The organism is Bradyrhizobium sp. RDM12 (genome assembly GCF_051917485.1).
Taxonomy (GTDB): Bacteria; Pseudomonadota; Alphaproteobacteria; order Rhizobiales; family Xanthobacteraceae; genus Bradyrhizobium.
Window position 1 is genome coordinate 7,825,294 of sequence record NZ_CM133064.1, and the last position, 24,771, is coordinate 7,850,064.

At 58.6% G+C, this 24,771-nt stretch carries 15 protein-coding genes and 2 pseudogenes; 8 read left to right on the top strand and 9 right to left on the bottom strand.

The annotated features are described in order from the left end of the window. Positions 1–63 precede the first annotated feature (63 nt). From ACTGJ9_RS38000 to ACTGJ9_RS38040, 9 genes are all read right to left on the bottom strand, one after another. A complete protein-coding gene (locus ACTGJ9_RS38000) occupies positions 64–2,076 on the bottom strand; it encodes a carbamoyltransferase family protein (protein WP_456678756.1) in 2,013 nt (670 codons plus the stop codon). Positions 2,077–2,269: 193 nt separating this feature from the next. Then, positions 2,270–3,058: an ABC transporter permease gene (locus tag ACTGJ9_RS38005; RefSeq protein WP_456675190.1), complete on the bottom strand. Its 789-nt coding sequence runs from the start codon at positions 3,056–3,058 to the stop codon at positions 2,270–2,272. Between the two features lie 3 nt (positions 3,059–3,061). After that, entirely contained in the window at positions 3,062–3,976 is a 915-nt protein-coding gene (nodI, locus tag ACTGJ9_RS38010) for a nodulation factor ABC transporter ATP-binding protein NodI (RefSeq protein ID WP_456675191.1), read from the bottom strand. 4 nt (positions 3,977–3,980) lie between these two features. Further along, positions 3,981–5,693, bottom strand: a complete 1,713-nt coding sequence (gene nodU, locus ACTGJ9_RS38015; RefSeq protein WP_456675192.1) for a nodulation protein NodU — start codon at positions 5,691–5,693, stop codon at positions 3,981–3,983. 11 nt (positions 5,694–5,704) lie between these two features. After that, positions 5,705–6,334: a nodulation methyltransferase NodS gene (nodS, locus tag ACTGJ9_RS38020; RefSeq protein WP_456675193.1), complete on the bottom strand. Its 630-nt coding sequence runs from the start codon at positions 6,332–6,334 to the stop codon at positions 5,705–5,707. 24 nt (positions 6,335–6,358) lie between these two features. Then, entirely contained in the window at positions 6,359–7,717 is a 1,359-nt protein-coding gene (gene nodC, locus ACTGJ9_RS38025; protein WP_456675194.1) for a chitooligosaccharide synthase NodC, read from the bottom strand. A 15-nt stretch (positions 7,718–7,732) separates the two neighbouring features. Continuing rightward, positions 7,733–8,392, bottom strand: coding sequence for a chitooligosaccharide deacetylase NodB (nodB, locus tag ACTGJ9_RS38030; protein WP_456675195.1), 660 nt, complete (start codon positions 8,390–8,392; stop codon positions 7,733–7,735). Further along, positions 8,389–9,021 carry a NodA family N-acyltransferase gene (locus tag ACTGJ9_RS38035; RefSeq protein ID WP_456675196.1) on the bottom strand — a complete coding sequence of 211 codons (633 nt, stop codon included), beginning with the start codon at positions 9,019–9,021 and terminating at the stop codon, positions 8,389–8,391. The genes nodB and ACTGJ9_RS38035 overlap by 4 nt, the downstream gene beginning before the upstream one ends. Next, on the bottom strand, positions 9,018–9,416 hold the full coding sequence (locus ACTGJ9_RS38040) for a response regulator transcription factor (RefSeq protein ID WP_456675197.1): 399 nt from the start codon (positions 9,414–9,416) through the stop codon (positions 9,018–9,020). The genes ACTGJ9_RS38035 and ACTGJ9_RS38040 overlap by 4 nt, the downstream gene beginning before the upstream one ends. Positions 9,417–9,878: 462 nt before the next feature. Between ACTGJ9_RS38040 and ACTGJ9_RS38045 the strand changes: the two genes are divergently transcribed. The 8 genes and pseudogenes from ACTGJ9_RS38045 to nodC (ACTGJ9_RS38080) all read left to right on the top strand — a co-directional run. Further along, positions 9,879–10,805, top strand: coding sequence for a LysR family transcriptional regulator (locus ACTGJ9_RS38045; protein WP_456675198.1), 927 nt, complete (start codon positions 9,879–9,881; stop codon positions 10,803–10,805). 2,670 nt (positions 10,806–13,475) lie between these two features. Next, entirely contained in the window at positions 13,476–14,195 is a 720-nt protein-coding gene (locus ACTGJ9_RS38050) for a MerR family transcriptional regulator (RefSeq protein WP_456675199.1), read from the top strand. 652 nt (positions 14,196–14,847) lie between these two features. Next, positions 14,848–15,960 (top strand): branched-chain amino acid ABC transporter substrate-binding protein, encoded by a 1,113-nt coding sequence (locus ACTGJ9_RS38055; protein WP_456675200.1) that lies wholly within the window; start codon positions 14,848–14,850, stop codon positions 15,958–15,960. Between the two features lie 628 nt (positions 15,961–16,588). After that, a complete protein-coding gene (hisC, locus tag ACTGJ9_RS38060) occupies positions 16,589–17,686 on the top strand; it encodes a histidinol-phosphate transaminase (RefSeq protein WP_456675201.1) in 1,098 nt (365 codons plus the stop codon). 218 nt (positions 17,687–17,904) lie between these two features. After that, positions 17,905–18,933, top strand: a complete 1,029-nt coding sequence (locus ACTGJ9_RS38065; RefSeq protein ID WP_456675202.1) for an LLM class flavin-dependent oxidoreductase — start codon at positions 17,905–17,907, stop codon at positions 18,931–18,933. A 1,281-nt stretch (positions 18,934–20,214) separates the two neighbouring features. Then, complete coding sequence (locus ACTGJ9_RS38070; RefSeq protein WP_456675203.1) at positions 20,215–20,559, top strand: hypothetical protein; 345 nt, start codon at positions 20,215–20,217, stop codon at positions 20,557–20,559. 1,100 nt (positions 20,560–21,659) lie between these two features. Continuing rightward, positions 21,660–21,977, top strand: a pseudogene (locus ACTGJ9_RS38075) (chitooligosaccharide deacetylase NodB); the annotation flags it as partial. 15 nt (positions 21,978–21,992) lie between these two features. Beyond that, positions 21,993–23,231 (top strand): annotated as a pseudogene (gene nodC / locus ACTGJ9_RS38080) (chitooligosaccharide synthase NodC); the annotation flags it as partial. Positions 23,232–24,771 lie beyond the last annotated feature (1,540 nt).

The window sequence follows — 24,771 nt, forward strand, 5'->3', positions numbered from 1 at the left end:
AGCGCACCTTGCACGGCACCGCGATTGGCAGGTCATGCAGAGAGGTGTCACATTGTGCACCTTTTACGACCGCGCAGTCTGTGACGGATGCAGCCGAATACGGCGCTGATCCCAGAGCCCGCGCAGTTCGTTCACGAGAGCTTCGCGCCTCGTCCTGTCAGAGGTGACCCTGGCGAGAAGATCGGCAAGAACAGCTTCCTTCTCAATTTGCATCAGCATGTCGAACAGGTCATGCGAGACGCGCACGCTGTCATGGCTGGAGTGACCCATACGGATCTCGCAGACTGTCTCCTGGTGTTCTCGGTCCGCATGAGCGCGAACCCGGTACAGAGATACATGGGGCGGCAGTGATACAGTGAGTGCGGTCCAGCTCTCGAGCGTTGTTGCCCGCTTCTTGACGAGGAATGACCCGACCACAAGGCCATCCAGTTCGGTCGACAAAAATGCCGTAATCGCATCGGCAACGGAATCTACGATCGGTTCGGCATTGTTGTTGAATGACGTATTTAGCAGAATCGGGACGCCGGTTCGGCTCTTGAACGCATTGATGAGTTCCCAATAGGCGGCATTGTTCGTGCGGGAAACCGTTTGCAGCCGGGCCGTACCATCGATATGCGTGATCGCGCCCAGCAAAGCACGCTTGGATTCGCGCACGCGAACGACGAAATTCATGAAGGGATATTCTGCGCGACCATCCGGCAACTCAAAGAACGCGCCCGCATCCTCCTCCAGAACCGATGGCGCAAATGGTCGATAACTCTCGCGCTTCTTGACCATCGCGTTGATCCGCTCCTTGTTTACGGCCGGCCTTGGGTCCGCAAGAATACTGCGGTTGCCGAGCGCACGAGGGCCGAACTCGGACCGGCCCTGTACCCACCCGATCACGGCGCCATCAGTGATCCACTCGGCTGCTCTGGTTGCGACGTCAGTGGTCCGTTCAATCTCCAGGTGTCCGGCCCATCCCTTCAGTTCCTGTTCGATGCTGTCGTCGCTGCCGACATCTGGCCCCCAATAAACCGCCTGGAGTCGCTCGCGGGGCGCCGGCTGCCCGGCCTCGTTCGACACCATCAGTGCCGCGCCCAATGCGCAACCGGCATCATGCGCAGCGGGCTGCACGAAGATGTCTTCGAACAGGCCTGAATACAGAAGTTTACCGTTCAGAGTGCAGTTGTGGGCCACCCCGCCAGCCAGGCACAACCGTTTCATTCCGGTCGACTCACGGTAATGCCGAAGTACGTGAAACACGATCCGCTCCAGCGCCTCCTGCAACGATGCGCTCACATCTTGATGCTGTTGCGTGAACGGCATTCCCTTTCGCCGGACCTCGATATTGCGCAGCAATGCCGGGCCGATCCGGTCGAGGTGAACGCGGTAGCCACCGTTTGCGGAGAGCTCATAGAATTGGGCAAAGAGCTCGCGATAGCGTGCGGGATCTCCGTAAGGAGCCAGTCCCATAACCTTATACTCGTCGAACAGGCCGTAGCCGAGATATCGGATCGTCTCCAAATAGAACAGCCCGAGAGAGTTATTCTCTGGAAACGTCATAAGCTCGGTCATTTCGGTGCCCGATCCGACCCCCAAGAGACCCGAGAGGAAGTCGCCACAACCGTCGATCGCGAGAATCAGGCTTTCTTCAAAACCTGACATCGCCAGAGCGCTCACGGCATGGGCCTGATGGTGGCCTACGAATGACACCCTCGAGGGATCAATTTCGGTGCCGAACTCCGCCGCCAGAAGGTGCCGTAATAGCAGATTGGCATTTAGCGGAATTGAGATCTCAGGTTGTGAGATGAACAGCCGTTCGAGCATCGCGTTGCAATAGGGTTCGGTGGCGTAGAACGCAATACGATCGACGTCGCGAAGCTCAACACCCGCAGCTGCAAGACAGTATTCAATCGCACTGCTCGGGAGCTTGTTTGAGTGTTTGATCCGGTTGAGGCGCTCCTCTTCAACGGCAGCGATCACGCGCCCGTCCTTGACAAGTACTGCGGCGCCGTCGTGCAGAAACGTGTTCGGTAGTTCAAGCGGATTTTCATAGACCCTGTCGAGCCCGCCACTCAATCCTAGACACAGCATCTTGTTCTCCATTCATCCTGAGAGGCCTGTTGGCCTAGTTCGTATCGCTTGCCTTGCGAGTAGACCGCACGTCGCCACGGGCAGATCAGGCATCGCTAGCGTAACGAGGCTCACATAAGCGTCGCACGCGAATCGCGTTACGCCCGATATCTGATCTCGCACACGCGATGCTTCGCTTGAGGTCTTGTTCCTCTCACCGCATCAGCCGTTGCCGAAGCAGCGCGGCCGAGACGAGGAAGGGAAACGCTGCGTAAATGCAAAGTGCGCCCACATGCAAGCCGACGCTGTCGACCGGCCGGCCGAGCATTGCCGGACGAATGAGATCGACCGAATGAGCGAGCGGCAAGAAGGCGGCTATGCGTTGAAATGGCCCTGGCAACTGGCTCATTGGGAAGATCGTCCCGCTCAAATACATCATGGGCGTGAGAATGAGTGACTGGTAGAAGATGAAATAGTCGTGGCTCGGTGCGAGTGCTGAAACGACCATTGCGAGGCTCGCGAACGTAACGCCAGTGAGGGCGATGGCTGGCAACGCATAGGGAATGGATGACCACTCCGCATAACCCAGCGCGACTGCAACAATCGTGATAGCCGTCCCGGCGAGCAAGGCCTTGCTTGCTGCCCATGCCACTTCACCGAGAACGATGTCGCCGAGCGTAAGGGGCGTACACAGTACTGCCTCCCACGTGCAATTTGTCTGCATGCGGGCGTAGGCCGCATAGATCGTTTCGAAGGTTGCGGAGACCATCGCGCTTGTGGCGACCATGCCGGCGGCCAGAAATGAGATGTATGAGGTCCCCTCAACGCCACCTATGATCATTCCAAGGCCAAAACCGAGACCGAACAGAGAGCTCATCGGCTCGGCCAGGTTTCCAAGAATCGATGCCAGAGCGACTTTCCGCCAGACAAGGAAATTGCGGCGCCATACCGCGATCCAGTTCCATGGATTGGCAGGGAGCGCCGGCGCAAAACGGTGCCACATCGTTCAGTCCTTCATCTCTCGTCCGGTCAGCCGCAAGAAGACATCCTCCAGATTTGGAGGACGCTGCAGAAGGCGGAGATCCGTGCGGTTGGCAAGCCGGAGGCGCACCTGCTCTGGATCCGCGACATAGCAGAACAGCGTCTCCCCGCTCACCTCAGCGCGCTGTACGTCGGCTCTGACCAGCGGCAGCAGTTCATGCGGATTACCACCGTATATCTCCATTACTTGGCAGCCGATCTGCTGCTCGATCAGCGCGTGAGGCCGGCCTTCGGCGATCTTGCGGCCGTGCTCAAGCACGCACAGGCGATCGCACAATCGCTCCGCCTCTTCCATGAAATGGGTGGTGAGAAGAATCGTTTTGCCGCGCGCCAATAACGAGCGCAAGCGTTCCCAGATCAGGTGACGGCCGTGTGGATCGAGGCCGGTCGTCGGCTCATCAAGCACCAAGAGGTGCGGGTCGTTAATGAGAGCACGAGCCAGCGTCAGGCGCCGCTTCATGCCGCCGGACAGTTGGCCCACGCGGGCATCCGCCTTGTTCTCCAGACGGGCGAATTCGAGCAGTGCCGGCGTGACCGCTTTGACCTCGGCCGCGCTCATCGCGAAGTAGCGCCCAAAAACGAGCAAGTTTTCGCGCACCGTGAGCTGAAGATCAAGGTTGTCGAATTGTGGGACAACCCCGATGCCCCTGCGTGCCAAGCGCGCACGCGCCGGCACCGGCTCGCCAAGCACACGGATCTTACCCGCGTCGGGCGATGCAACGCCCAGGATCAAACGCGCAAGCGTACTTTTACCCGCGCCGTTTGGTCCCAGCAGACCGAAGCACTCTCCCGGCGAGACCGTAAACGAAAGAGCGTCCACGACGACCCTGTCGTTGTAGGACTTGCTTACCTCGAATAGGTCGACTGCCGCGGTTGACATTTGCTTACGCCATCGCGACGGAGTTTGTTCGCGCCGCTTCCCCGCTCGCGCGCTGTTTTGTCCAAAGCAGGCCGTCACACCAGACGTGGTCGACGCGTCCCCACTGGCACGCGGCGGCAGCATCCGGGAAGAAGCCGCGTCCATGCAGATTGGCGCTGGTATTGCAAAGCAGCGGAATGCCTGTGAGCTTCTCGTACTCGACGAGAAGTTCGGCCACTTTATGCTGAGAGGTTCTGGAAATCGTCTGTAGGCGAGCAGATCCATCGAGATGCACGACAGCGGGAATTTTGTCCCGCCATTCCGGTCGCGTCTGGTGATCGAACAGCATGTACGGATCGGGTATTCCAGGGCTAAAAATCTCCGCCGCGCGATCCTCCAGGCATATCGGCGCTACCGGCCTGAAATGCTCGCGCAGTTTGATGTCGTTGAGATGATCTTTCATTCCTTCCCAGCTCGCAGCCGCGAGAATGCTTCTGCCACCCAAGGCTCGTGGTCCGAGCTCGGCACGCCCGGCAAGGAAGACCACGGGCTTGTCGCTCGCGAGGATTGCCGCAAGTTCGCCCATAGTGCAGGGCGCGCACTCCCATTCGGGCGGGACTTCGCTCGGACGAACGGCCGGACCACTGTAGACCGACCATTCGAGAGCTTTAAAGCCTTGCTGTGCCGCCAGTGCAGAGCAAGCAGCACCGATGGCTGAGCCGCTGTCGTTCGGAAAGGGCGGCACCCACACGACATCGAACAGGCCGGTCGCACGAAATGCGCTATTCCACTTAATATTCAGACCACAACCGCCGGTTATGCAGAGGTTACGCGCCCCCGCAAGATCCGAATGCCGCCGCACAACATCAGCAATTGTGCGGACCAGCAGACGCTCTAGAAAGACGTGAAATGATGCAAGGACGTCTTCGGCTTGCTTGGCCTTCAATCGCGGTGCGCACGCATCGAAGAAGTCGTGTAGAGCTTCGAGTGGCGATTGTGAGCTGTTGCCCTCTGCAAGCTCAGGACAAGCGCCGTCAGCATCCGTGGCAAAGTGCGCCTCGTAAAGTTCCTGAAACGTCTTAATAATGTCCTCGTCGGGCGATCCCAGCGCGATATAGGCCATCAGCTTGCCGGCAATACCGAGATCCCAGCTGGTCCGGTCTGCCCGCCTGTAAGGTCCAAAGTGATGTCCTGCCGTCGCATAGGCGTGACCTATCATCGGAAACAGGCACTCGATGAACCGGATGCCGTCGGGCTCTACATAATAGAGGCGTGGAAACATGCAGCCGTCCCACACCAAGCAGAAAGCAGGTTGTGCGAGTTGGGCAAACGAGCTGGAGCAGTACGCGGATGCTATGTGCCCGGTGACGTGGGGATAGCTTTGATAGGGATATAGCTTGCCAGCAAGCATGAGGCCGATGCGATCACGGGACGTCAGGGGGCTGTCGCCTTGCCGTTCGACATACGGCGCGCCCTTGAGCTTGATGGTCGTCGTCCCACTAAGGACTTCAAACTGCGATTCGAACTCTCCATCCCAGCCATCAATGACGAACTGATCAACATCGCTCGGATCCAGCCCGTGCTCCGCCAAGGCGTTAACGACGGCATCCAGGTTGTCTATGGTTTGATAACGCGGATTGTTGTTCAGCTTCTCCTGTTCGACGCAAAACACCACCCGGCCGTCCTCGATCAGAGCGACTGCCCCGTCATGCGTCAGCTTGATACCGCAGATACGCATAGTCACTCCTTTCAAGCTCGTCCGTCGGGGCGGATCGAAGATCGCTCCGGATTGCGAAAACGGGCCAACAAGCAGTCTTCGTCAGCCGACTGCCCCTGGCACTGCACGCGCTCGACCTCAGTGAGCGCTTCAGTCAAAATCGTAATGACCGTCTCGGCGCCAGCGACATGCCCCCATCGCCTGCAGGTGGCATCACGTGCAGATCCGAAGACCAGATGCCCACCTGGTGCAAGCATCTTCACCATGTTGTCGATTGCGGTACGCATCTGTGTCATGTCTTCGAGATAGTAGAGGACTTCGGCGACTACGATCAGATCGAACAGCTCCGCGGTCGAGAACTGCAGAATGTCAGTCGCGGCCCAGCTGATATGCGACCACCTCTTGGTCCGCTGGCACGCGCGACCGATCGCTCGCGGCATAACATCGATGACCGTGAGCCGTTTGCAGTGAGGAGCAAGCTTCTCTGTGAATGCACCGGCCGCGCACCCGATCTCGAGGCCGTTTGACACAGCACCGCTCGACAGCGATAGCCGCAGCAATTGGGTGTGACGCTCACGTTCAAACGGATTGTCGTCAAGCCGCCACGGGTCGTCGTTAGCCAGCTCCCGTTCCAACGATTGATATGTGTTGTCTACGCTCACGAGTTGATTCCCCTACAAAACTGCTTAGTCAGTCTCGGCCGCAATGCCACCCGACGCGATCAGCCGCGACGAGGCGTGCGACAGGCCCGCCCTGCGAATTGAGCCAGGCGTTTCCGATGCCGGGTTAAGGCTTGGTCCAGTTGTCGCGTGTTCGACCGAGGGCTTCGATTCATCAACGTCTGATGGTTTGGCTATTGTGCGCGAGAGCCAGTCGCTGTTGCTCAAGGTACAGAGCGCATAGACTTTCATCGGGAGCAGGAGAAAAATGTTGATCGGGGTGTGCAGCGAGAAGCCGAGAAATCGAAGCTCGCCGGCACGAAGGGCCGCTACGCTGCATCGAATCATGGTCATCGCGACGATGGTCAGACCGGTCCACCACGGCACGCTGTCCGTGAGCGCGAGCTGTGCGAGCGCGGCAATCGATGAGATGGCGAGCAGCAGCGGCCCGAGGTTCTGTCCGAGCACATCGAGCGTGAGGTACCGATCGAGGCCGGGCAGCAGGTGCAAACCAAGCAGCGTGTCACGGTAGGTGCTCCGCGCCCAGCGGAGCTGTTGGCGCAGATAGGGCAAGAGCCTATCCGGGACCACCGTTGCGGCGATGGCGTCCGGAACGTACTCGGTTCGAAACCCTGCCTTGAGCATGAGGATCGTCAGATGACGGTCCTCACCGAAGTCGCTCGGCTTTCCCCGGAAGAACTGCGTCTCGTATTGGTCGAGCAGCAACATGAGCGCAGAACGGCGGTACATCGCACATGGGCCGCAGCAGCACATGACGGCACCAAAGCGCGTCTGGGCTGCGCGCTCCTCGTTGCAAGCCAACCAGTACTCCATGTCGATCAGGCGGGTCAGCCAGCTGTCGTTCCGGTTGCTGGCCGTCAATTGGCCCATGGCCGCGCCGACGGCTGGATCCTGCATCTTGCATACGAGCTTGCTGACCACGTCGGGGGCGATTTCCGTGTCGGAATCGACATTGAGCACGAGATCGCCGAAGGACCGGCGTATCGCGGCGATCTGTGCCTTGCGTTTTCCCACGTTGCTTGGCAGCAGAATGACACTGAACCTCGGGTCATATGCGTAGCTCGCGTGCACGGGTGCCACTGCACCGACATTTGCAGAGCCGTCATCGACCACATAGACCTGTAATCGCCCTGGATAGTCCTGGCTCGCGATCGACTTTAGGCAGGCCGCCAGCGTGCGCGGGTCTTCGTTGAAGCAGGGCACGATGACATCCACGCTGGGCAGAGCACCGGTGTCGACCGCGTCGTATCTCGGCAGTGAAGTGTCGCTTCGCAGCGCATAAAGCGCCTGCGCGCTCTTATGGACGCTGGAGAGCAACGCGTAGGAGGCAACAGCAGCGGTGCTGATGGTGGCAAGCAGGCTCATGGGAATTGATCTATTTCAGTGAGGTTGAGGAAGCGACCGGATGGCAAAGCCACGGTCATGCAGTGCTGGAATGAGCCGGGCGAGCGCCGTCACAGTCTGGTCGCGCTGACCAGCATGAGGGCAGCGTCCCAACTCGTCGGGAGGGCACCCGTCGTGCAGGAGCACGATTGCCCCCGGCCGGACCGAGGCCAGCACCGTGGCAACGATCGCCTCGACGCCGGGACGAGACCAGTCTTGCGGGTCGACTGACCAGTGCAGGGCTGCCAGTTCGGCCTTCGCCGACGCGGCGAGGGCCTCCTTGGTCCATATCCCATACGGCGCACGCATGTGCCGCACGGACGCTCCGGGGCAGGCCATACCGATGACCTTGTTCGTCGTGAGGATCTCGTATTCCACCTCATCCGGCATGCATTTGGACAAGTCCGGATGCGTCATTGTGTGGTTTGCGATCTCGTGCCCTTCTGCAACGATCCGCTGAATCAGCTGCGGCTGGGCCGCTGCGTACGCACCGATCACGCAGAAGGTGGCGGGCGTCCGATGCTGCGCCAGCACATCCAGGATAGCCGGCGTGCAAAGCGGGTTGGGACCATCATCAAAGCTCAGATAGATGCAGGGCTCTCCGCCGGCCTCGGCGTAGTCGCTCCGCGCTTCAGTCGCGTCGTTTGTGGATGTCACAGTTCTGGCCCGTTCCGTTCGATCATTTCACCGTCCGGCCATTCACTCATTGGCCTCGCAATCGGCAGAACGAGGACGACCACATCCTCCACGCGCGTCGGAGGCACAGTGAGATAGATATCCGGGCGAGCGGACCGCACGCGAAATCCTGGCAGAACGGTCGCCAATCCCTGTCGCCCGAGCAGCCTGGTAATATGTTTCTGCAGGGCGGATCGGACCGTGCCAAAGCCGAATGGTACGCCAAGATCTCGCAATACGGGGTACATCACGCGGATGGAGTGGGTGATGCCGAGCCCCTCCAGATCCGGGCGTACCCCGTACAATCCGAGTTCAGCCACGAGCAGATCGATCTCACCGACTTTTATGAATCGGCGCAGTGCCCCGATATGGATCGCGACGCCACGATCATCGTAGCCGATTGCCCGAATCTCAGGCCTTGCGCCGGCCCAGCTTCGATGACCTTCAAAGGGCTTCGCATTGAATTCCCCGGTCGGACCATAGGTTTTTCGGAAGAAGTCCGACAATTCAATATGGTCGGCAAGTTGAAGCTCATTCTCCCAGCACAGCCTCCAACGAACTGGAGGGCGCGCCGAAACACCTCGTGTGGATACGGGCGCGCTCATGTTCATAGAGAGTAATTCCTGTTCGTTATCTGGCTCCTGACGCAGGCCAGCAGTTCGCTACGTTCGAAAGGCTTGCTCAAGAACTGGAGTCCAGCTTGCAGGGCTCGCCTCACATCGCCTTCGGAGTGATTTGTGAGCAGAACGGTGGGAATCGCGCCTCCGGATGCGACCAGATGATGGAAAAGCTCAAGCCCACTCATCACGCTCGACTGCATGTCCGCGATCAAGCACGACGTGATCAAACGACGGCCTGATTTCAAGAACGCATCTGCGCTCTCGAATGGTTCGGGCACGTAACCCGCGGAAAACACCACATCGGTAAGAGCCTCACGCACTGACTGATCTCCATTCACAATCGCGACCACATCGAGGGTGTGCGCAACTCGCATCAGATTCGCCAAGGACGACTTCGCTTGCATGATCCGCACGATTTCACCCCAACAAGCACGCAATCCAATTGGATGCGGCCACGACACATTCGGCACCCGCAACCGGAGGGGGCCGACTGGCGGGAAATCTACGGCCAAGTTGAGCGCTCGCTCAATTCTACGGCGGTAGACGGCCGATATAGAATGGGTTGGCAAAGCCAAACGATGGTTTGCTCGTCGTATTCGCCCACGCAAGTTTGCAGACGCCCACCGTCCTAGATCGAGATATGGCTTGCGCAACATGCGCGAAACTGCGACCGCACACTCGATACGTCTTGATCGATCCCTTGCGCTGGGCTGAGACGCGCAACGATTTGTAACCATTCTGGTCGATCTGACTTCTCGCTAAACTATCGTTTGCTATCCTCATTCGGTACAAATGGTAAAATCGATTGTATCGATAGAACACATTCACAGCGTGGATCACTCAGGATTATGCGTTTCAAGGGCCTCGATCTGAATCTCCTCGTCGCGTTCGACGCCCTGGCGACGCAAGGCAATCTCACTGCGGCGGCGAGAAGTATCAACCTCAGTCAACCTGCCATGAGTGCCGCCGTCGCGCGGCTTCGCACTTACTTTCGCGATGAGCTATTCACGATGAAGGGCCGGAAGCTTGTCCCGACTCCGCGGGCTGAAGCGCTCGCAGCCCCGATTCGCGAGGCTCTCGCTCACATTCAGCTCTCCATTATTTCTCCAGACGGCTTCGATCCGTCTCAGTCGAATCGGCGATTCAGGATCATCCTGTCCGACTTCATGACTGTCGTGTTTCTTCGACGAATCGTGGACCGCGTCGCGCGGGAAGCGCCAACGATCAGTTTCGAGTTGCTGCCGCCCGCAGATGAACCCGATGAGCTTCTCCGGCGCGGTGAAGTCGATTTCCTCATGTATCCGCAGATGTTCATGTCGAGCGCGCATCCCAAGGCGGCTCTGTTCGAGGACACTTTCGTTTGCGTGGGCTGCCCCATGAACAAGCAGCTGGCATCGCGACTCACGTTCGAGAAATACATCTCGATCGGGCACGTGGAAGCCCAGTTCGGGCGCTCTCTGAGGCCCTCCTTCCACGAATGGCTCTTGCTCGAACACGGTTTCAGGGTACGCACCGAGGTCGCTGTGCAGGGTTTTGGTATGATTCCGCCTATGCTATTGGGCACCAACCGTATAGCGAGCATGCCCTCAAGACTCGTCAGCCATTTCGCAAAAACGATGCCGCTGCGAGTCATCGAACCGCCGCTGCGACTTCTCACATTCACCGAGGCCGTCCAATGGCCCGCCATTCATAATACTGATCCTGCAAGCATTTGGATGCGCAACATATTCTTGCAGCAGGCATCCACGATGGTCTCTCCGTCGGAGACCAGCTAGCGTCACGACCCGTCGCTGGATTGTTCGGGCCGGTTGCGACCTGCTCTCGGTTGACCAGATCTGCGCTAGGCTCGAAGCTCCGGTCCTCTGACTGACGTTGGGTATGGTCGACATTGGCGCGCTTGAGCGCAGTTTGATCGGGTCGCAGGCGCTATTGATCTCGCGCTGCCGTGACGATCTTGCACATCATACAGCTCGCTCGGCGGCGCTCCGCGATGATTTTGCGCTGATCCGGCGGGCTGCATCGCACCGGTCCATGAGCCGAGCTCAGAGTTCGCGAACTGATCCGGCGAGTCAGGTGAACAATATCCGGCCTCAGCACTAAAATTCCCTTGAATCGCACGCCGCGTCAGGTTGTAGACCAGCACCTGCGATCGAGGCTGCAAGGTGGACGCTGGTAGCGCACCCGCATCGCTCTTCGCCTGACTATGGGCAATCTCCTTACCGTCAACTGCCCCGCCGATCGAAGTAATGCCGAAGCGCCCAGTAGGTAGACGTCTTTGTGGCGGGCGACCTACAGGGGCGATGCCCGCTCGTTCGCGTCGAACCAACTTGTTCTGCCGAACGCCAATGCCGTCCACGGTCGCGCCCGCATTGCCCAACGCGAGCTGACGCCAACTCGGGAGAGCGGAACCTGCAGGTGAGAGGCATTGCGCAAGGCTGGAATGGAGGTTGGGACACGTCATCTCAACGGCGCTTATCTTGCTCTTATTGCACTCTATCCGGCATGATCGAGCGCAACCGCAAAGTCGCTCACCGCAGGCTCGACCCGGATCCACCGGCTATGAGCTCGCGGCATTGTCCCGCTGCGCGCGTGTTTCGGTGACGAGCGTTTATGATGAGAGTACGGCCACTGTGCCAATGTCCGCGCATGAAACGGAAGGGCTCGCCGCCCCATTCGCCAAGCCCTGCTCCACCTACAGCTTTTGATCATTTCGGCCGACATGTTCACCCAAACCAAATCGGATCATGCGTGCGGGGTCCTTTCAGATCTCGCGACGGTCGTGTTCTTTCGAAACTGTCGTGGCGTGACGCGCGCGACGCCGCCGCCGTCGGTCTCGAGTTGCTGCCCTCACCGCTGAGCCGAAGGGCTCCTTCGGCGCGGCAAACGATGATTTGCCTATGTCACCCGAAGCATCTATGTCCAGCACACGCACGCCAAACCGATACCGATCGAGGATGGAATTGAGTCAGCGAGCTGCCGGACGAGCAAGCCAATACCGCGACAGGAGAAGTTCGAGCCTTATGTTCGATATGATACTTGCGACGAATTCGCCAGACACTGGCCCCCCAGATTCGAGGGGTAGCTTTGGGTTGAGCATGGCCTTAAGATGCGCATTAAGATCCTCGTCCAAGCTATCGCGTTATCCTCCTTTGCTATTGCGGACCCGTATAGCGCGGCTGCCAGCAAGGGTGCCAAGCTTTGTGCAAAGACTGTGCCGCTACGGATCCTTGCACTTCTAGTGCATTGCATCTGGCGAGGCCGTCCGACTGTGCTCCGCGACTCTGATCCGGCATACGGCCGGATATGCGAGTTATTGCTGTAGGAGCCATGACACGTCGGCGCTTGCCGGGCGTGACCGCGCGGTGGCGGGGCACCCGTAGACCCGTTTTGAGGGCCTCCACGTCCAGCGGATGCCGGAGCGATCCTTCGAGACTCGGGCCTCAATCGCGAACAGCTTTTCGCCGGCCGCGAGAGGCGCTTGCGTCAACATGCATGCGAAGAATGATTTTGAGGCCCGCCTTCGCTCATTCTCCCGACGCCTCGCTTCCGCAGACTTGCCATTGAAGAGCAAGCATCATCTTGTGGCATTTCAAAACCCGATGCCGCCATGCGCGAGCAATGCCTTCGCGTCCACACTCACATCTCAACGGCACTAGCGGACCCTCGAAGAAGCTGCTAGGCGCCGAGCCGGTATCCCCGCCACGACGTGGTGGTAGAACTGAACTGCGATCATTGACCAAGCAACGCCCGGCTCGACGATAGACATCACAGCAAGGATTGCGATCGAAAGAGGCTAGTCTGATCAGGTCAGTACTGTGTCTGGGGCCGCCGTTTCGTGAAGCAGTATCTTAAGATTAAGCGGAGCTGCGTGCACCTGCTTTCGCTTCTCGTGGCGATCAGACAGCAGATGACCACCGCTGCGGCAGCATCCAGGAGACATTGCACAGTTTCAGTTAGCGCAGCTTTGGACAACAGGAAGCACACGCCGTGTTGCACAACGGCATCACGCGACCCCTCCCTGTCACATTCTTTCGCGCACGTCTTCGGTCCGTCTCGTTTTTGCCGCACCACAGCCAAACGGCTTCGTCACGTGCGGCGGGAGTGCGACAATGAAAGGAGCCTACTCTTGGATGAGTCGAGTGGAGTCTACGATCCGGAGGATCTCGCGAAGCTGGGACACCTTTTTGATCAAGCAATCACATGTTTACCGACATGCATGCGAACCAGCGAGAATCGCGTGGCGATCGCCAGACTTATTATGCAACGCGCGGCGAGGGATGAATTGGAGTCGCTGGCGAACTTGATGCTTGCACTTGTCTCGGCCGCTTGATCCACAGCACGCTCTCAATCCTTCTGCGGTTCGCAGCAAGAGACACATCATCTAGATCATTGAAATAACTTGATTCTCACGTGACGTCAGGTTGTAGGCTTGAAAATTGAGGACCATGACAAACGCCACACCACGACGGCGCCGATGGCGCATTGGAGAGCTTGCAGAGGCGACCGGCGTAACGGTACGCACTCTGCATCACTATGAACATACCGGATTGTTGACGGTCTCGGAGCGTACCGATGGCGGTCATCGCATGTACGATCGTGAAAGCCTGCAACGCGTCTCTCAGATTCGCGCGCTGCGTGAGCTCGGCTTCTCACTTCCTGAAATCCGCAAAGCGATCGAGGGGCGGACCTCACTCACGGATCTGTTGCGCAACCATCTGGAACGTATTGAACTTCAAGTCGCACGAACGACATTATTAAGGGACCGATTGCGCAATATGACGACGCAAGGTGAGACAAAAGTCAGTGTCGACGAACTGCCGGCCACGTTAGACGCAATGTCACGGATTGAGAAGCGTACCCCCTTGGCGATCTGCACATGCGCCTCTAACGCTACCCGCGAAGATCGGTGGCGCAAGATTCGCGACGAGCTACGAAGCTGCATGGATCAGGGCGAGCCTGCATGCAGTGAGCGGGCAAATGCAGTCGCGCGTCAGGCCCGCTCGCTCCTGACTGAGATCGCAGGAGTTGATTCGACTGTCTCAATGATACTCAAGGTGCTGACGCGATTGACCGAACCACACAATCTCGCCGGCTGGGATGCGAGCCTCATGCGATACCTCGATCTCGCCCTCGCCGCACTGGAGAACCAGCTCGGAAAGAGTTGACGCACCCGGTTGCGTACGCCCTCGGTTGCCGGAATGTCTCTAATCCAACCGGGTTAATGGTGATCCTTCAAGTCTGACTGAAGATCGTTAGCCCATAGCAGTTCGCCTCCGAATCTGCATTGTCGAGGACTCTTTGGGTCTTTCGCTCTGTGAATTTTGGCAATCAACCTCGACGAGCACGCTTCGAAGTACTTGATTCGTACGTAGCGTCAAATTGTACCCTCTAAAAGCATCAACACTGCGGGCGACGGACAGAGCGCCTGCTAGACCGAGGAGACTCCCAATGAGCTGCATCACTTTCGGAACGACCCGGTGAGAAGCCTCGGCGAGAGCAAATCGGTGGCTGATCGTTCGGGCCTTTCAAGCGCCTCGTTGGCACACATCTACCGAGCGCAGGAGATTGGCGAGTGTACCGGATGCCGGCAGGATGTTCGCGGGTCCTGTCAACGCCTAGAGGACGGATTCTCCTGACCTGTCACGGAACGTCCGTTCGTCCGTCCGCGCCCGATACTTATGGCTGAACCTGCCGACAACCTGCGCCTATTCGTACCAATCTGAGTTCGATTCAAACATCATTGCGCCGGACCGCTGGTCGCCGCGTCATACGAGGATGGCGAGTAGACCAAGACGTGGCGCGATTCGGGAGCTCCACATGTCGATTCTTCGCGTTCATAGGCTTGCAACCGCTGCGCTCCTTTCCTTGATCCTGAGTTCGAGTGCCTGGGCGAAAGATGTTTATATTGCGGTAGCGGGCCCAATGACGGGAAGCACTGCGGCGCTGGGCGCGCAGATACGCGACGGAGCGGCTGCGGCCGTGGATTCGATCAATGCATCGGGTCTGCTGCCTGACACAAAGCTCATATTGAGGATTGCCGACGACGCATGCGATCCCAAGCAGGCCGTCGCGGTTGCCAATCGCTTAACAACTGACGGGATCAAGCTTGTCGTTGGGCACTTCTGTTCATCCTCGTCGATCCCGGCTTCAGATATATACGCCGAAGCGGAGGTGATTCAGATTTCACCCGGCTCGACGAATCCCCGACTGACAGAGCGTGGCCTAACCACGCTGTTTCGGATTTGCGGCCGCGATGACCAACAAGGCGGGGTTGCGGCCGACTACATCGTGCGGCACCACCAAGGCGCAAAGCTCGCGGTCCTCGACGATAAGAGTACGGCAGGCAAAGGCATCGCCGATATCGTTGAATCGCGGCTTCGTGCAGCTGGCGAGCACACTGTTCGACAAAGCTATGTTGCCGGCGAGAAGGATTACACCGCTCTGGTTTCGCGACTGAAGAGAGAGGGAATCCAGATCGTCTATATCGGCGGCTATTACAACGAGATCGGCCTAATCGTGCGGCAAGCTGCGGAGGCGAGCGCACGTCTGACCGTCATCGCCAACGACCCGCTGATGACAAGCGACTTTTTGGCCATTGCCGGCGAAGCCGCGAACGGCACGCTGTTCACCTTTATGCCGGACCCGACGAAGAATGCTGCAGGGGCAGCCGCTGTCGCCAGGCTCATGGGTTCGAGCCTGTCTGCCGCGGGTTACACGCTCTACGCTTATGCCGCGGTTCAAGCATGGGCAGACTCCGTCAAACGGGCCGGCACCTTCGATGCCATCCGGGTCGCTGCGGCCCTACGCTCGGGCTCAATCGAAACGGCCATTGGCACGGTTCGATTCGACTCTAAGGGAGACAATGCCGCTCCTGGCTTCGTCGTTTACCGCTGGCGCGACAATACCGTCGAAGCGGTCGAGCAGAACTGATCGCCCGATGAACCATCCTCGATATAGCGATTACGCGCTGCTCACGTGCCTCGCGGTCGCCGCAGTCGCAGCATTTCTCGCCCTCGCGGCAGTGCTATCACAGCTGTCATGCGCGCCCGAACCGCCGCCCGAAGAGTACGTTCCCATTCGCCTGGTGCCACTGCAGTGAGCATCGCTTGCAGATTCATAAGGCCGACGAACATCGGCACCTTCTTCCCGCTAGTCAAACTGATGCGCGCCGAGCTCTCGGGAGTGAATTGTCACGGCTCTTTCAGACGGAACGTACCTGATGGGCAAGATGTCAGTCGCGCACAGTCGCTCTGCGATTTGCGCGAGTTCGAGCCAATCGTTAGCAGCGCTGTTCGGCGGAGTGGAAGTGGCGTCCCTTCCCTCCGTGAAAACAGGTATCCGCTTGGATGACGCTGTGCGGCGCCTCTTCCGTGCTGATCGCTGCCGGACTTCGAGGTGGCGCTCTGATGCGGGGCGCTTAGATCTAAGTCGGCCTATGCCTTCAGCACTCGCATTCGGTCATGCCTTGCGCTTTCCGGCCCCGAACATAGCGCCCGTATCGACTAGGCTCGATGAGCGCCCTCAACTGCTCTCGTCGACATAAAGGGAGAACACCAAGTTGGATACGAAATTGCGAACTCTGCTTTCCTCCCTCTCGCCGGTTGCTCGCGAATTGGGTGCTCTGCCGTCCGGCCGGCCTACCACGGACAACGGTTGCGTGAAACTGAACACAAATGAGAACCCATTTCCTTTGCCGGCCGTCGTGATGCGAAGCGCGGTTCAAGCTCTTGAGCTGCAATACCTTTATCCAGAGGACGACAATATCAGCTTGAGAGAAGCGGCCGCAGCTGCCTTTGGCATCGCAACCGATCGCGTGATCGCTGGCAATGGATCGTCTGAACTCCTCAGTCTGATCTACAGAGCCTTCCTTGCCCCCGGCGAGGGCATCGCAATGATGTCGCCCGGCTTCTCATTCAATCGCAAGCTTGCCATGTTGCAAGGGGCCCGCTTCATTGAAATTCCCTGGTCTGAACCTGACCGCTTGCCGATGGACGAGCTGCTTTTCGGTGCGGCTAAAGATGCCAAATTCATTCTGCTGGCCAATCCGAACAATCCGACCGGAACCTTTGTTCCGCTCGCTGAGATCGAGCGCCTCGCTATACGATCTGACCGACTGATCGTATTGGACGAAGCCTATGTCGATTTCGCACCTGAGGACGGCCTACGCCTTGTTGAGCGCCATTCGAATCTTCTGGTCCTGCGCACGTTTTCCAAGAGTTATTCCGCCGCTGGCATTCGCATCGGCTTCGGTTTCGGCCATCCCGAGCTGATTGGGCGGCTTCGCAACATCCAGAATGTTTTCAACATGAATGTGGTCGCTCAAGCGGTGGGCATAAGCGTCCTTGCGCATCGCGACGCCTACGAGGAGAACCATCGCCACGTCAGGCTTGAGCGGCAGCGCGTAGCGGCCGCCCTTTCAGACTTTGGGTTCTCTGTAACGCCTTCACAAGCGAATTTCCTCCTCGCCCGTGTGCCGGTAGGCCAGGGTGGCAGATGGTGGCAGGCGGCGTTGGAAGACCAGAAAGTCCTTGTTGCGTTCTTTCCGGATGCCGGCCTGGAAGAGTGCATTCGGGTTAGCATCGGTACAAAGCGTCAGATGGATGCTTTTCTGGCGGCCGTCGGCAGCATTCTTAGGAAAGTGGGATGCCGTGGCTAGTGGCGCCTTCCACGCATGTCACAGATCCCCGCACGTAATCGATCCGGACGAACACCTGATGCAGCTTCGCGACGCAGCCGGAGTCCGTTTTTATCCAGTCGGCGCATTGAGAGCTGTTGAGAACGGCTTTGCAGCCTATGCAGCGCATTGCCGGCGAGCACCTCTTGCACCCCCGAAACCCGGCGGACTCCGGTCCTCTCTATATAGGAGATAACTGAGTGAGAAACGTTCTTCCCTCAAACCTGACCTGCGGGATCTTTGATCATCTTGACGAGGACGGGCGCGATATCGCACGGCAATACGCGGACCGCCTCACCCTCGCGGAGGCCTACGACCGGCTCGGTTTCTATGCCTATCATCTGGCGGAGCATCATTGCACTCCCCATGGACGGGGTCCATCTCCGAACTTGTTTCTGTCGAGCGTCATACAACGCACACGGCGACTTCGCGTTGGTCCCTTGGTCATGCTGCTCAACCTCTATCACCCGCTGCGTGCATTCGAGGAGATCTGCATGTTGGATCACCTGAGCAGCGGCAGAGTTGAGGTCGGCCTTGGTCGCGGCTCCCTACCGATCGAACTGAGCTACTTTGGGGTTGGAGCCGATGTTGCCTCGAGCCGTTACGAGGAAGCTTCCCAAATCTTCGTTGGCGCGATGAATGGCGGTCCGCTCTCATACCAAGGGCAACATTTTGCGCTGAGCGACGTTCCCTTGACACTATCACCTCACCAGCATCCTTGTCCCCCGACATGGATTGCAACAAATCGGCCAGACTCAGCCCGGTGGGCGGCGGCAAATGGCGCCAATCTCGCGTGCATGGGCCCCTCTTCTGCCGTTCGCAAGATAACCGATGTCTATCGCGCTAATCGAAACGCCAAGCGTGACGCCAACGGTGCAGCACCATTTCTGGCATTGCTCCGCATGGTTGTAATTGCCAGCTCTGATGCAGCGGCTCGCTCCCTCGCGGCGCCAGCCTACGAAACATGGCTCAAGAGCTTTAAGTTCCTGTACGAGCTCAATGACATCCCGCCTCCATCCAACCTGCCCCTGACCTTGGATGCCGCAATTGAGAGTGAACTGTGCGTTGTCGGAACCCGCGCTTCGGTGCGCCAAACTCTTCTCGATCACTTGGAAGAGGCAGGGGCCAACTATCTCCTTTGCCAACTCGCCTTCGGATCCCTGTCACTGGATGCCTGCCTCAACACCGCAACTGCGATTCACTCCGAACTCATAGCGGCAGAGCGCTGACAGTGACCCAACAGCGACTCCAAACAGTTCGCCCTTGACCCGGCAAACAAATGGCAACACCGAGGCCAATGAGTACAGCAGCCAAATGCATCGATCAGGCCGCTCTCAGGGTTCAAATGGCTTTTACGCGCATGCGGCCTTCTCGACTACATCACCAAACAGGAGGCTTGCCGGCAATAAATGGCATGGCCCTCATTTTACGTGCGTTGAGATTGCCGGAGCAGTGGTTTGCTTGGACAGGTGAGCTGGCTCACGCTCATCCCGCTTTGGCGCGCCAGTTCCTCGATCTCATTCCACACGAATCCAACGTGTGGCTTATCGCCCGAGCGGCCCTGTCGTGACGCGGTCCCGGCAGCGCTCCGCCCAGACGGAGGAGATCGCGCGTAAGCTCGAGATCGTGCTGGCGGAGTTGGCTTCGCTGCGCATTCTGCTGGCCGCGCACGGCATTAGCACCCCGCGACCTCTCGATGAGGACTGCCTCACTGTTCAGCGGTTCGCAGTGATGAACCACATAAGCCCCGAAGCCGTGCTCTCTCGGATCCGCCGCGGGAAGTTGCGCGCGGAGAAACGCGGTGGCCGCTGGTGGGTGAAATGCACGGTTTGCACAGCATAGCCGTGCAGTGACGAGAACAGTAAGAGAGACGGGATGAATCAATCCGAGATACGGAATCCGGCACATGGAAATGATCTGTGCGTGTTAAGTTGGTATCTCTGCTGGGCTCGACCGGACGGCCGATGAAGACTCTAGAGATCGATCGAGGTCAACGTAGCGCACGACCAACACACCGTCGACAGATCGGGAGGCTCGATCTCGATGCACCCATGCAATCACAAACCGCGCCGGGCCCGCGCACCGGGATATCGAATGACCACCTTTGCGTGACCGGGATCACTCAGTGGATATCGACTGGTTAACAGAGCGATCCGAGTGAACAACCGGAAGAGCGCGGTCGCGCGGCAGTAGACGTCCAAGTCCGATTCGCTGGCAATGTTGTGGCAACATAAAACGGCGCACACCCTCGGTCTTGAAGGTGAGCCACCGCACGTGCCCAGCTTACGGCCTCGAGCACAGGAGAGATAGATGCTTTGCTCGCAATCGCACTCTTTGCGAGTTCCCCTGAGGCATATCTTGAAGGTCCGGCTCACGCCCTCTGTGGCGTCGGAGGAAATTAGCCCAGTCATTCGCCTGTACGCGGTCGCCTGGCGCGCCGGTGTCAAACAGGGACAGATCTGATTTCGCTGGGATCGTCGCCAGAATCTGGCTGGAGAAGGAGATGGCCAATGATGTCACCAAGACTGATGTCAGTCCTCGGGTCGATGGTAGCAGTCGAGCGTATGTTTTGGAAATTTCGAGAATTGATCGATGGCGACAGCTCGATCTCACCTGACATGCGAGATACGCTTCATGTAATATTGGACGCAAAGCTTCTTTCCGCAAAAGATAACATTGTGACCGACGCGCGCGCCGCGATCGACGCGACTCCTGATTTGCCGCAGGCAGTCCGCGACCGAGCATACAGGTCGCTCGATTTTGCGATGAAAATGTTTATGACCAGCGAACGGCGCCGCACTCAGGATCCGCTTAGCCGAGTCGGTATCTGCAGCGCTAATCCCAAGATGCATTGATCCATGCCCGCTCATCCCTCGCCCGCCGCAACACTTGGCTGTGCACTGTTGATGTTAGCCGAGGCGCTTCGATTGAGCTCCTGAGGAGCTTTGAAGCTGGTGGAATCGAGCGACCGCGACCTCGCTAGCTGATGAATCTAATGTCTCCCCGGGGCCGGCACGCTTGGTTGGAGCCTGCCGAAATGCTGCAGGCTCGGGTTTGTCTCAAGCATCCGGAAGCAGGCTCTCTCTGGCTATCTTTAACGTCCTCTGCTTCGAGACAATACGCGAGTCCCCTCAGCTCTGTAGCTTATTCATCGAAAGGTGCCGGCCACTCGTCGTTATCGGGCAGTGGCGCGGGCTCGACTCTGTTCGTGGGAAGCAGCGCTCGAGTTGATTTAACTCAAGCATCATGGTTCGAGTCTTCGTGCGATGGCTTCGATGTCTGGCGACGACCTTCACCGAACCGAAGGTCGCATGCTGAGCCATTCTTCGGTATGCGCCCGATCGATTAGATCAAGCCGATCTGGTCACGCACCCGACGTTGATGGATCCCTCTTGGCCCATCCGCAGCATGGATACCTCTCATCAAAACAATAGATTTTACCAATATTCTCCGAATCCACATAGCTAGCCGCCGGCTACAGCAAGGATGAATCAGGATAAGGCGCGTGACGACGTATTCGCGATTTTCAACGCAATGTGCGAATGACGAGCGAGCGCCAGCACATGATCACCCCTTGCGTCCAGATAGAGGCAAGTTTTGGTCTCGTTATCGTGGCACGCGCGAGCTGCTTGCATGCATTGATCTGGCTCCAATACCAGCCATGATGTCAATCGGCGTTCGAGTGGGACCCCTTATCGGCATCCAAAAGGCCATGCCGAAACACACCATGAGGCAGCATGGGCAGCTCGCCTTCAGATCTCTAGCCAGCCTTAGCAGGAGCGACGCAGCGCAAGCCGATCGCGACAAGGGCCGTCTAGCGCCGTTTGGTGCAGCGCTCTGGCAGCCTGATCCCGGATGGCTGCGCTTGACGCGCACCGGTCCAGCGTCGCGCCGATCGAAAGTGCTTTGCGAGGCAACAAGGAACTGGAGTGTCTTTGATGCGGGCTCGCGGCCGCGGCACATGCGTGGTCCGTATGGGATATGGACCAAGGAGGCCCTCGGCGCATCGGCGAAGGCCGAACTGGCAGCCCTGCACTGGTCAGTCGACCCGCAAGACTGGTCTCGTCCTGGCGGCGAGGCGATTGTTGCCGCGGTGCTGGCCTCGGTCCGGCCGGGGGCAATCGTCCTCCTACACGACGGATGCCCACCCAACGAGTTGGGACGCCGCCCTCATGCTGGTCAGCGCGACCAGACTGTGACGGCGCTCGCCCGGCTCATTCCAGCACTGCATGACCGTGGCTTTGCCATCCGGTCGCTTCCTCAACCTCACTGAAATAGATCAATTCCCATGAGCCTGCTTGCCACCATCAGCACCGCTGCTGTTGCCTCCTACGCGTTGCTCTCCAGCGTCCATAAGAGCGCGCAGGCGCTTTATGCGCTGCGAAGCGACACTTCACTGCCGAGATACGACGCGGTCGACACCGGTGCTCTGCCCAGCGTGGATGTCATCGTGCCCTGCTTCAACGAAGACCCGCGCACGCTGGCGGCCTGCCTAAAGTCGATCGCGAGCCAGGACTATCCAGGGCGATTACAGGTCTATGTGGTCGATGACGGCTCTGCAAATGTCGGTGCAGTGGCACCCGTGCACGCGAGCTACGCATATGACCCGAGGTTCAGTGTCATTCTGCTGCCAAGCAACGTGGGAAAACGCAAGGCACAGATCGCCGCGATACGCCGGTCCTTCGGCGATCTCGTGCTCAATGTCGATTCCGACACGGAAATCGCCCCCGACGTGGTCAGCAAGCTTGTATGCAAGATGCAGGATCCAGCCGTCGGCGCGGCCATGGGCCAATTGACGGCCAGCAACCGGAACGACAGCTGGCTGACCCGCCTGATCGATATGGAGTACTGGTTGGCTTGCAACGAGGAGCGCGCAGCCCAGACGCGCTTTGGTGCCGTCATGTGCTGCTGCGGCCCATGTGCGATGTACCGCCGTTCTGCGCTCATGTTGCTGCTCGACCAATACGAGACGCAGTTCTTCCGGGGAAAGCCGAGCGACTTCGGTGAGGACCGTCATCTGACGATCCTCATGCTCAAGGCAGGGTTTCGAACCGAGTACGTTCCGGACGCCATCGCCGCAACGGTGGTCCCGGATAGGCTCTTGCCCTATCTGCGCCAACAGCTCCGCTGGGCGCGGAGCACCTACCGTGACACGTTGCTTGGTTTGCACCTGCTGCCCGGCCTCGATCGGTACCTCACGCTCGATGTGCTCGGACAGAACCTCGGGCCGCTGCTGCTCGCCATCTCATCGATTGCCGCGCTCGCACAGCTCGCGCTCACGGACAGCGTGCCGTGGTGGACCGGTCTGACCATCGTCGCGATGACCATGATTCGATGCAGCGTAGCGGCCCTTCGTGCCGGCGAGCTTCGATTTCTCGGCTTCTCGCTGCACACCCCGATCAACATTTTCCACCTGCTCCCGATGAAAGCCTATGCGCTCTGTACTTTGAACAACAGAGACTGGCTCTCGCACAGACCGCCAGATTTGCCCGACGAAAATGGAAGGCATGTCAAGTTTTTGTACCCGGCCCCCAGAACCGATAAACCGAAGGAGATTGTTTGCATGTCGCGCATTCAGCACCTTGAGCACCGCATTGCTCTACAATTGGAGATCGTGGCTCAACTGATCTGCCAGGACAAATTCGCGCTCGGAGCGGTCAAGCTGCTCGACGAACTCACAAGCGAACTGGTCGCGGCAAAACTGGAACTTGGCGCCGTAGGCGAGGCGAGCGCCAGCAGGCGAACAGTCCCAGCGGAAAAATACGGTGACCTGTTCTATCCAGAAGACCTCCGCATCCTAGCTAAACTTTTCGACGAGGCAGTCGCGGCTTTACCGCCAGATTGCCGTACTATCGCCAATCGTACGCAAATCGCAAAACTTGTTCTAGCTAGGGGAACGACAAGTGAACTCAAATCCGACCCAAATCATGGCGCCTGCATCCTTGGCGATTTGATTGATCACACGTTCAACGCTTCCTCTTCTAATCAAATCGAGGTTCCACCTAGCACTTGGCGGAATTCTGCTTAAGGACCTACGTCAAAGCACTCGAACCGTAATAAACTCGAACCGTAATAAGACATCGCCTTCCTTTGAGAACCCGGGGGTTCTTTCGAGATCGCCAAGCGCTGTGTATACAGGCAGCCCCCTTTTCCTAACAGATTCGTCCCGTCAGCAAGCAGGCCGCGGGGGCGGTGGTAGGACCACTTCTTCGGCATCCTCAAGGCAGAATCCTGCAATTCAGACCGTCGGGCTCAGAGGATGAGTGCGGCCCGCCTTGCACTGCAGTGCGACCGCCTGCCGGCCGCCCCGACGCGCAAATAGTCCAGGCGTCCTAACAGCACGCCGACTGCGCAGTGAGATGGCTGGTCTCTCGTCCACGTTTCGGCTGCGACCGAAAGTCTTCTCTGTTGCTCCCCGGGCGCTGGGGCAATGCCGCCGAGAGAAACCCACCACTCTGACCAAACCACGGGTATCAGCCATAAGGAATGTCGTTTCGTGCAACGATCACGGCGTGGGCCGCTCCGCGGATCTGCAGACTATGCCTGCCACGCACAATTCTGCTGCTGGCCACCTCGAGTTAGAATACATTTTGGCTGGGAGTAGCCGAATGGACTTGAATCGTACGTGGCGTCACGTTGTAGGAAGCAGGCATCCGCCGCCTCGCGCCGACCAACTAGTTAACCACCGATGGCGAGAGTGTGACGTAACACATCAAAGCAATCCTCTGGTTTAGACATCGAGATGACGACAGCACTCCTTTTTCTCACCATGATCTTCTTCGGCGGCTTTGGATTGGGCTACGGTGTGCGCAGCTGGCGTTCCCGCAAGCGACGTGAGCGCGCCCGGCTCTATGGTGCTCTATTTCATTCCGGCACTTCTGCTCCGCCGCCGCTCCGAGGCCCCGCACGCCGTGGTTCCTAACGCTGCATTCGGCCCTGTTCAAAGAAGGAACTTGCCGATCCGCCACGCGATGGCGAACGCCCTTCACCGCCAGCTCGTCGAGCACAGATTCACAAGGCGGAGTGCAGGCCACGCGCGTGGTCGCGTTGAGTCGGTCCCAACAGCA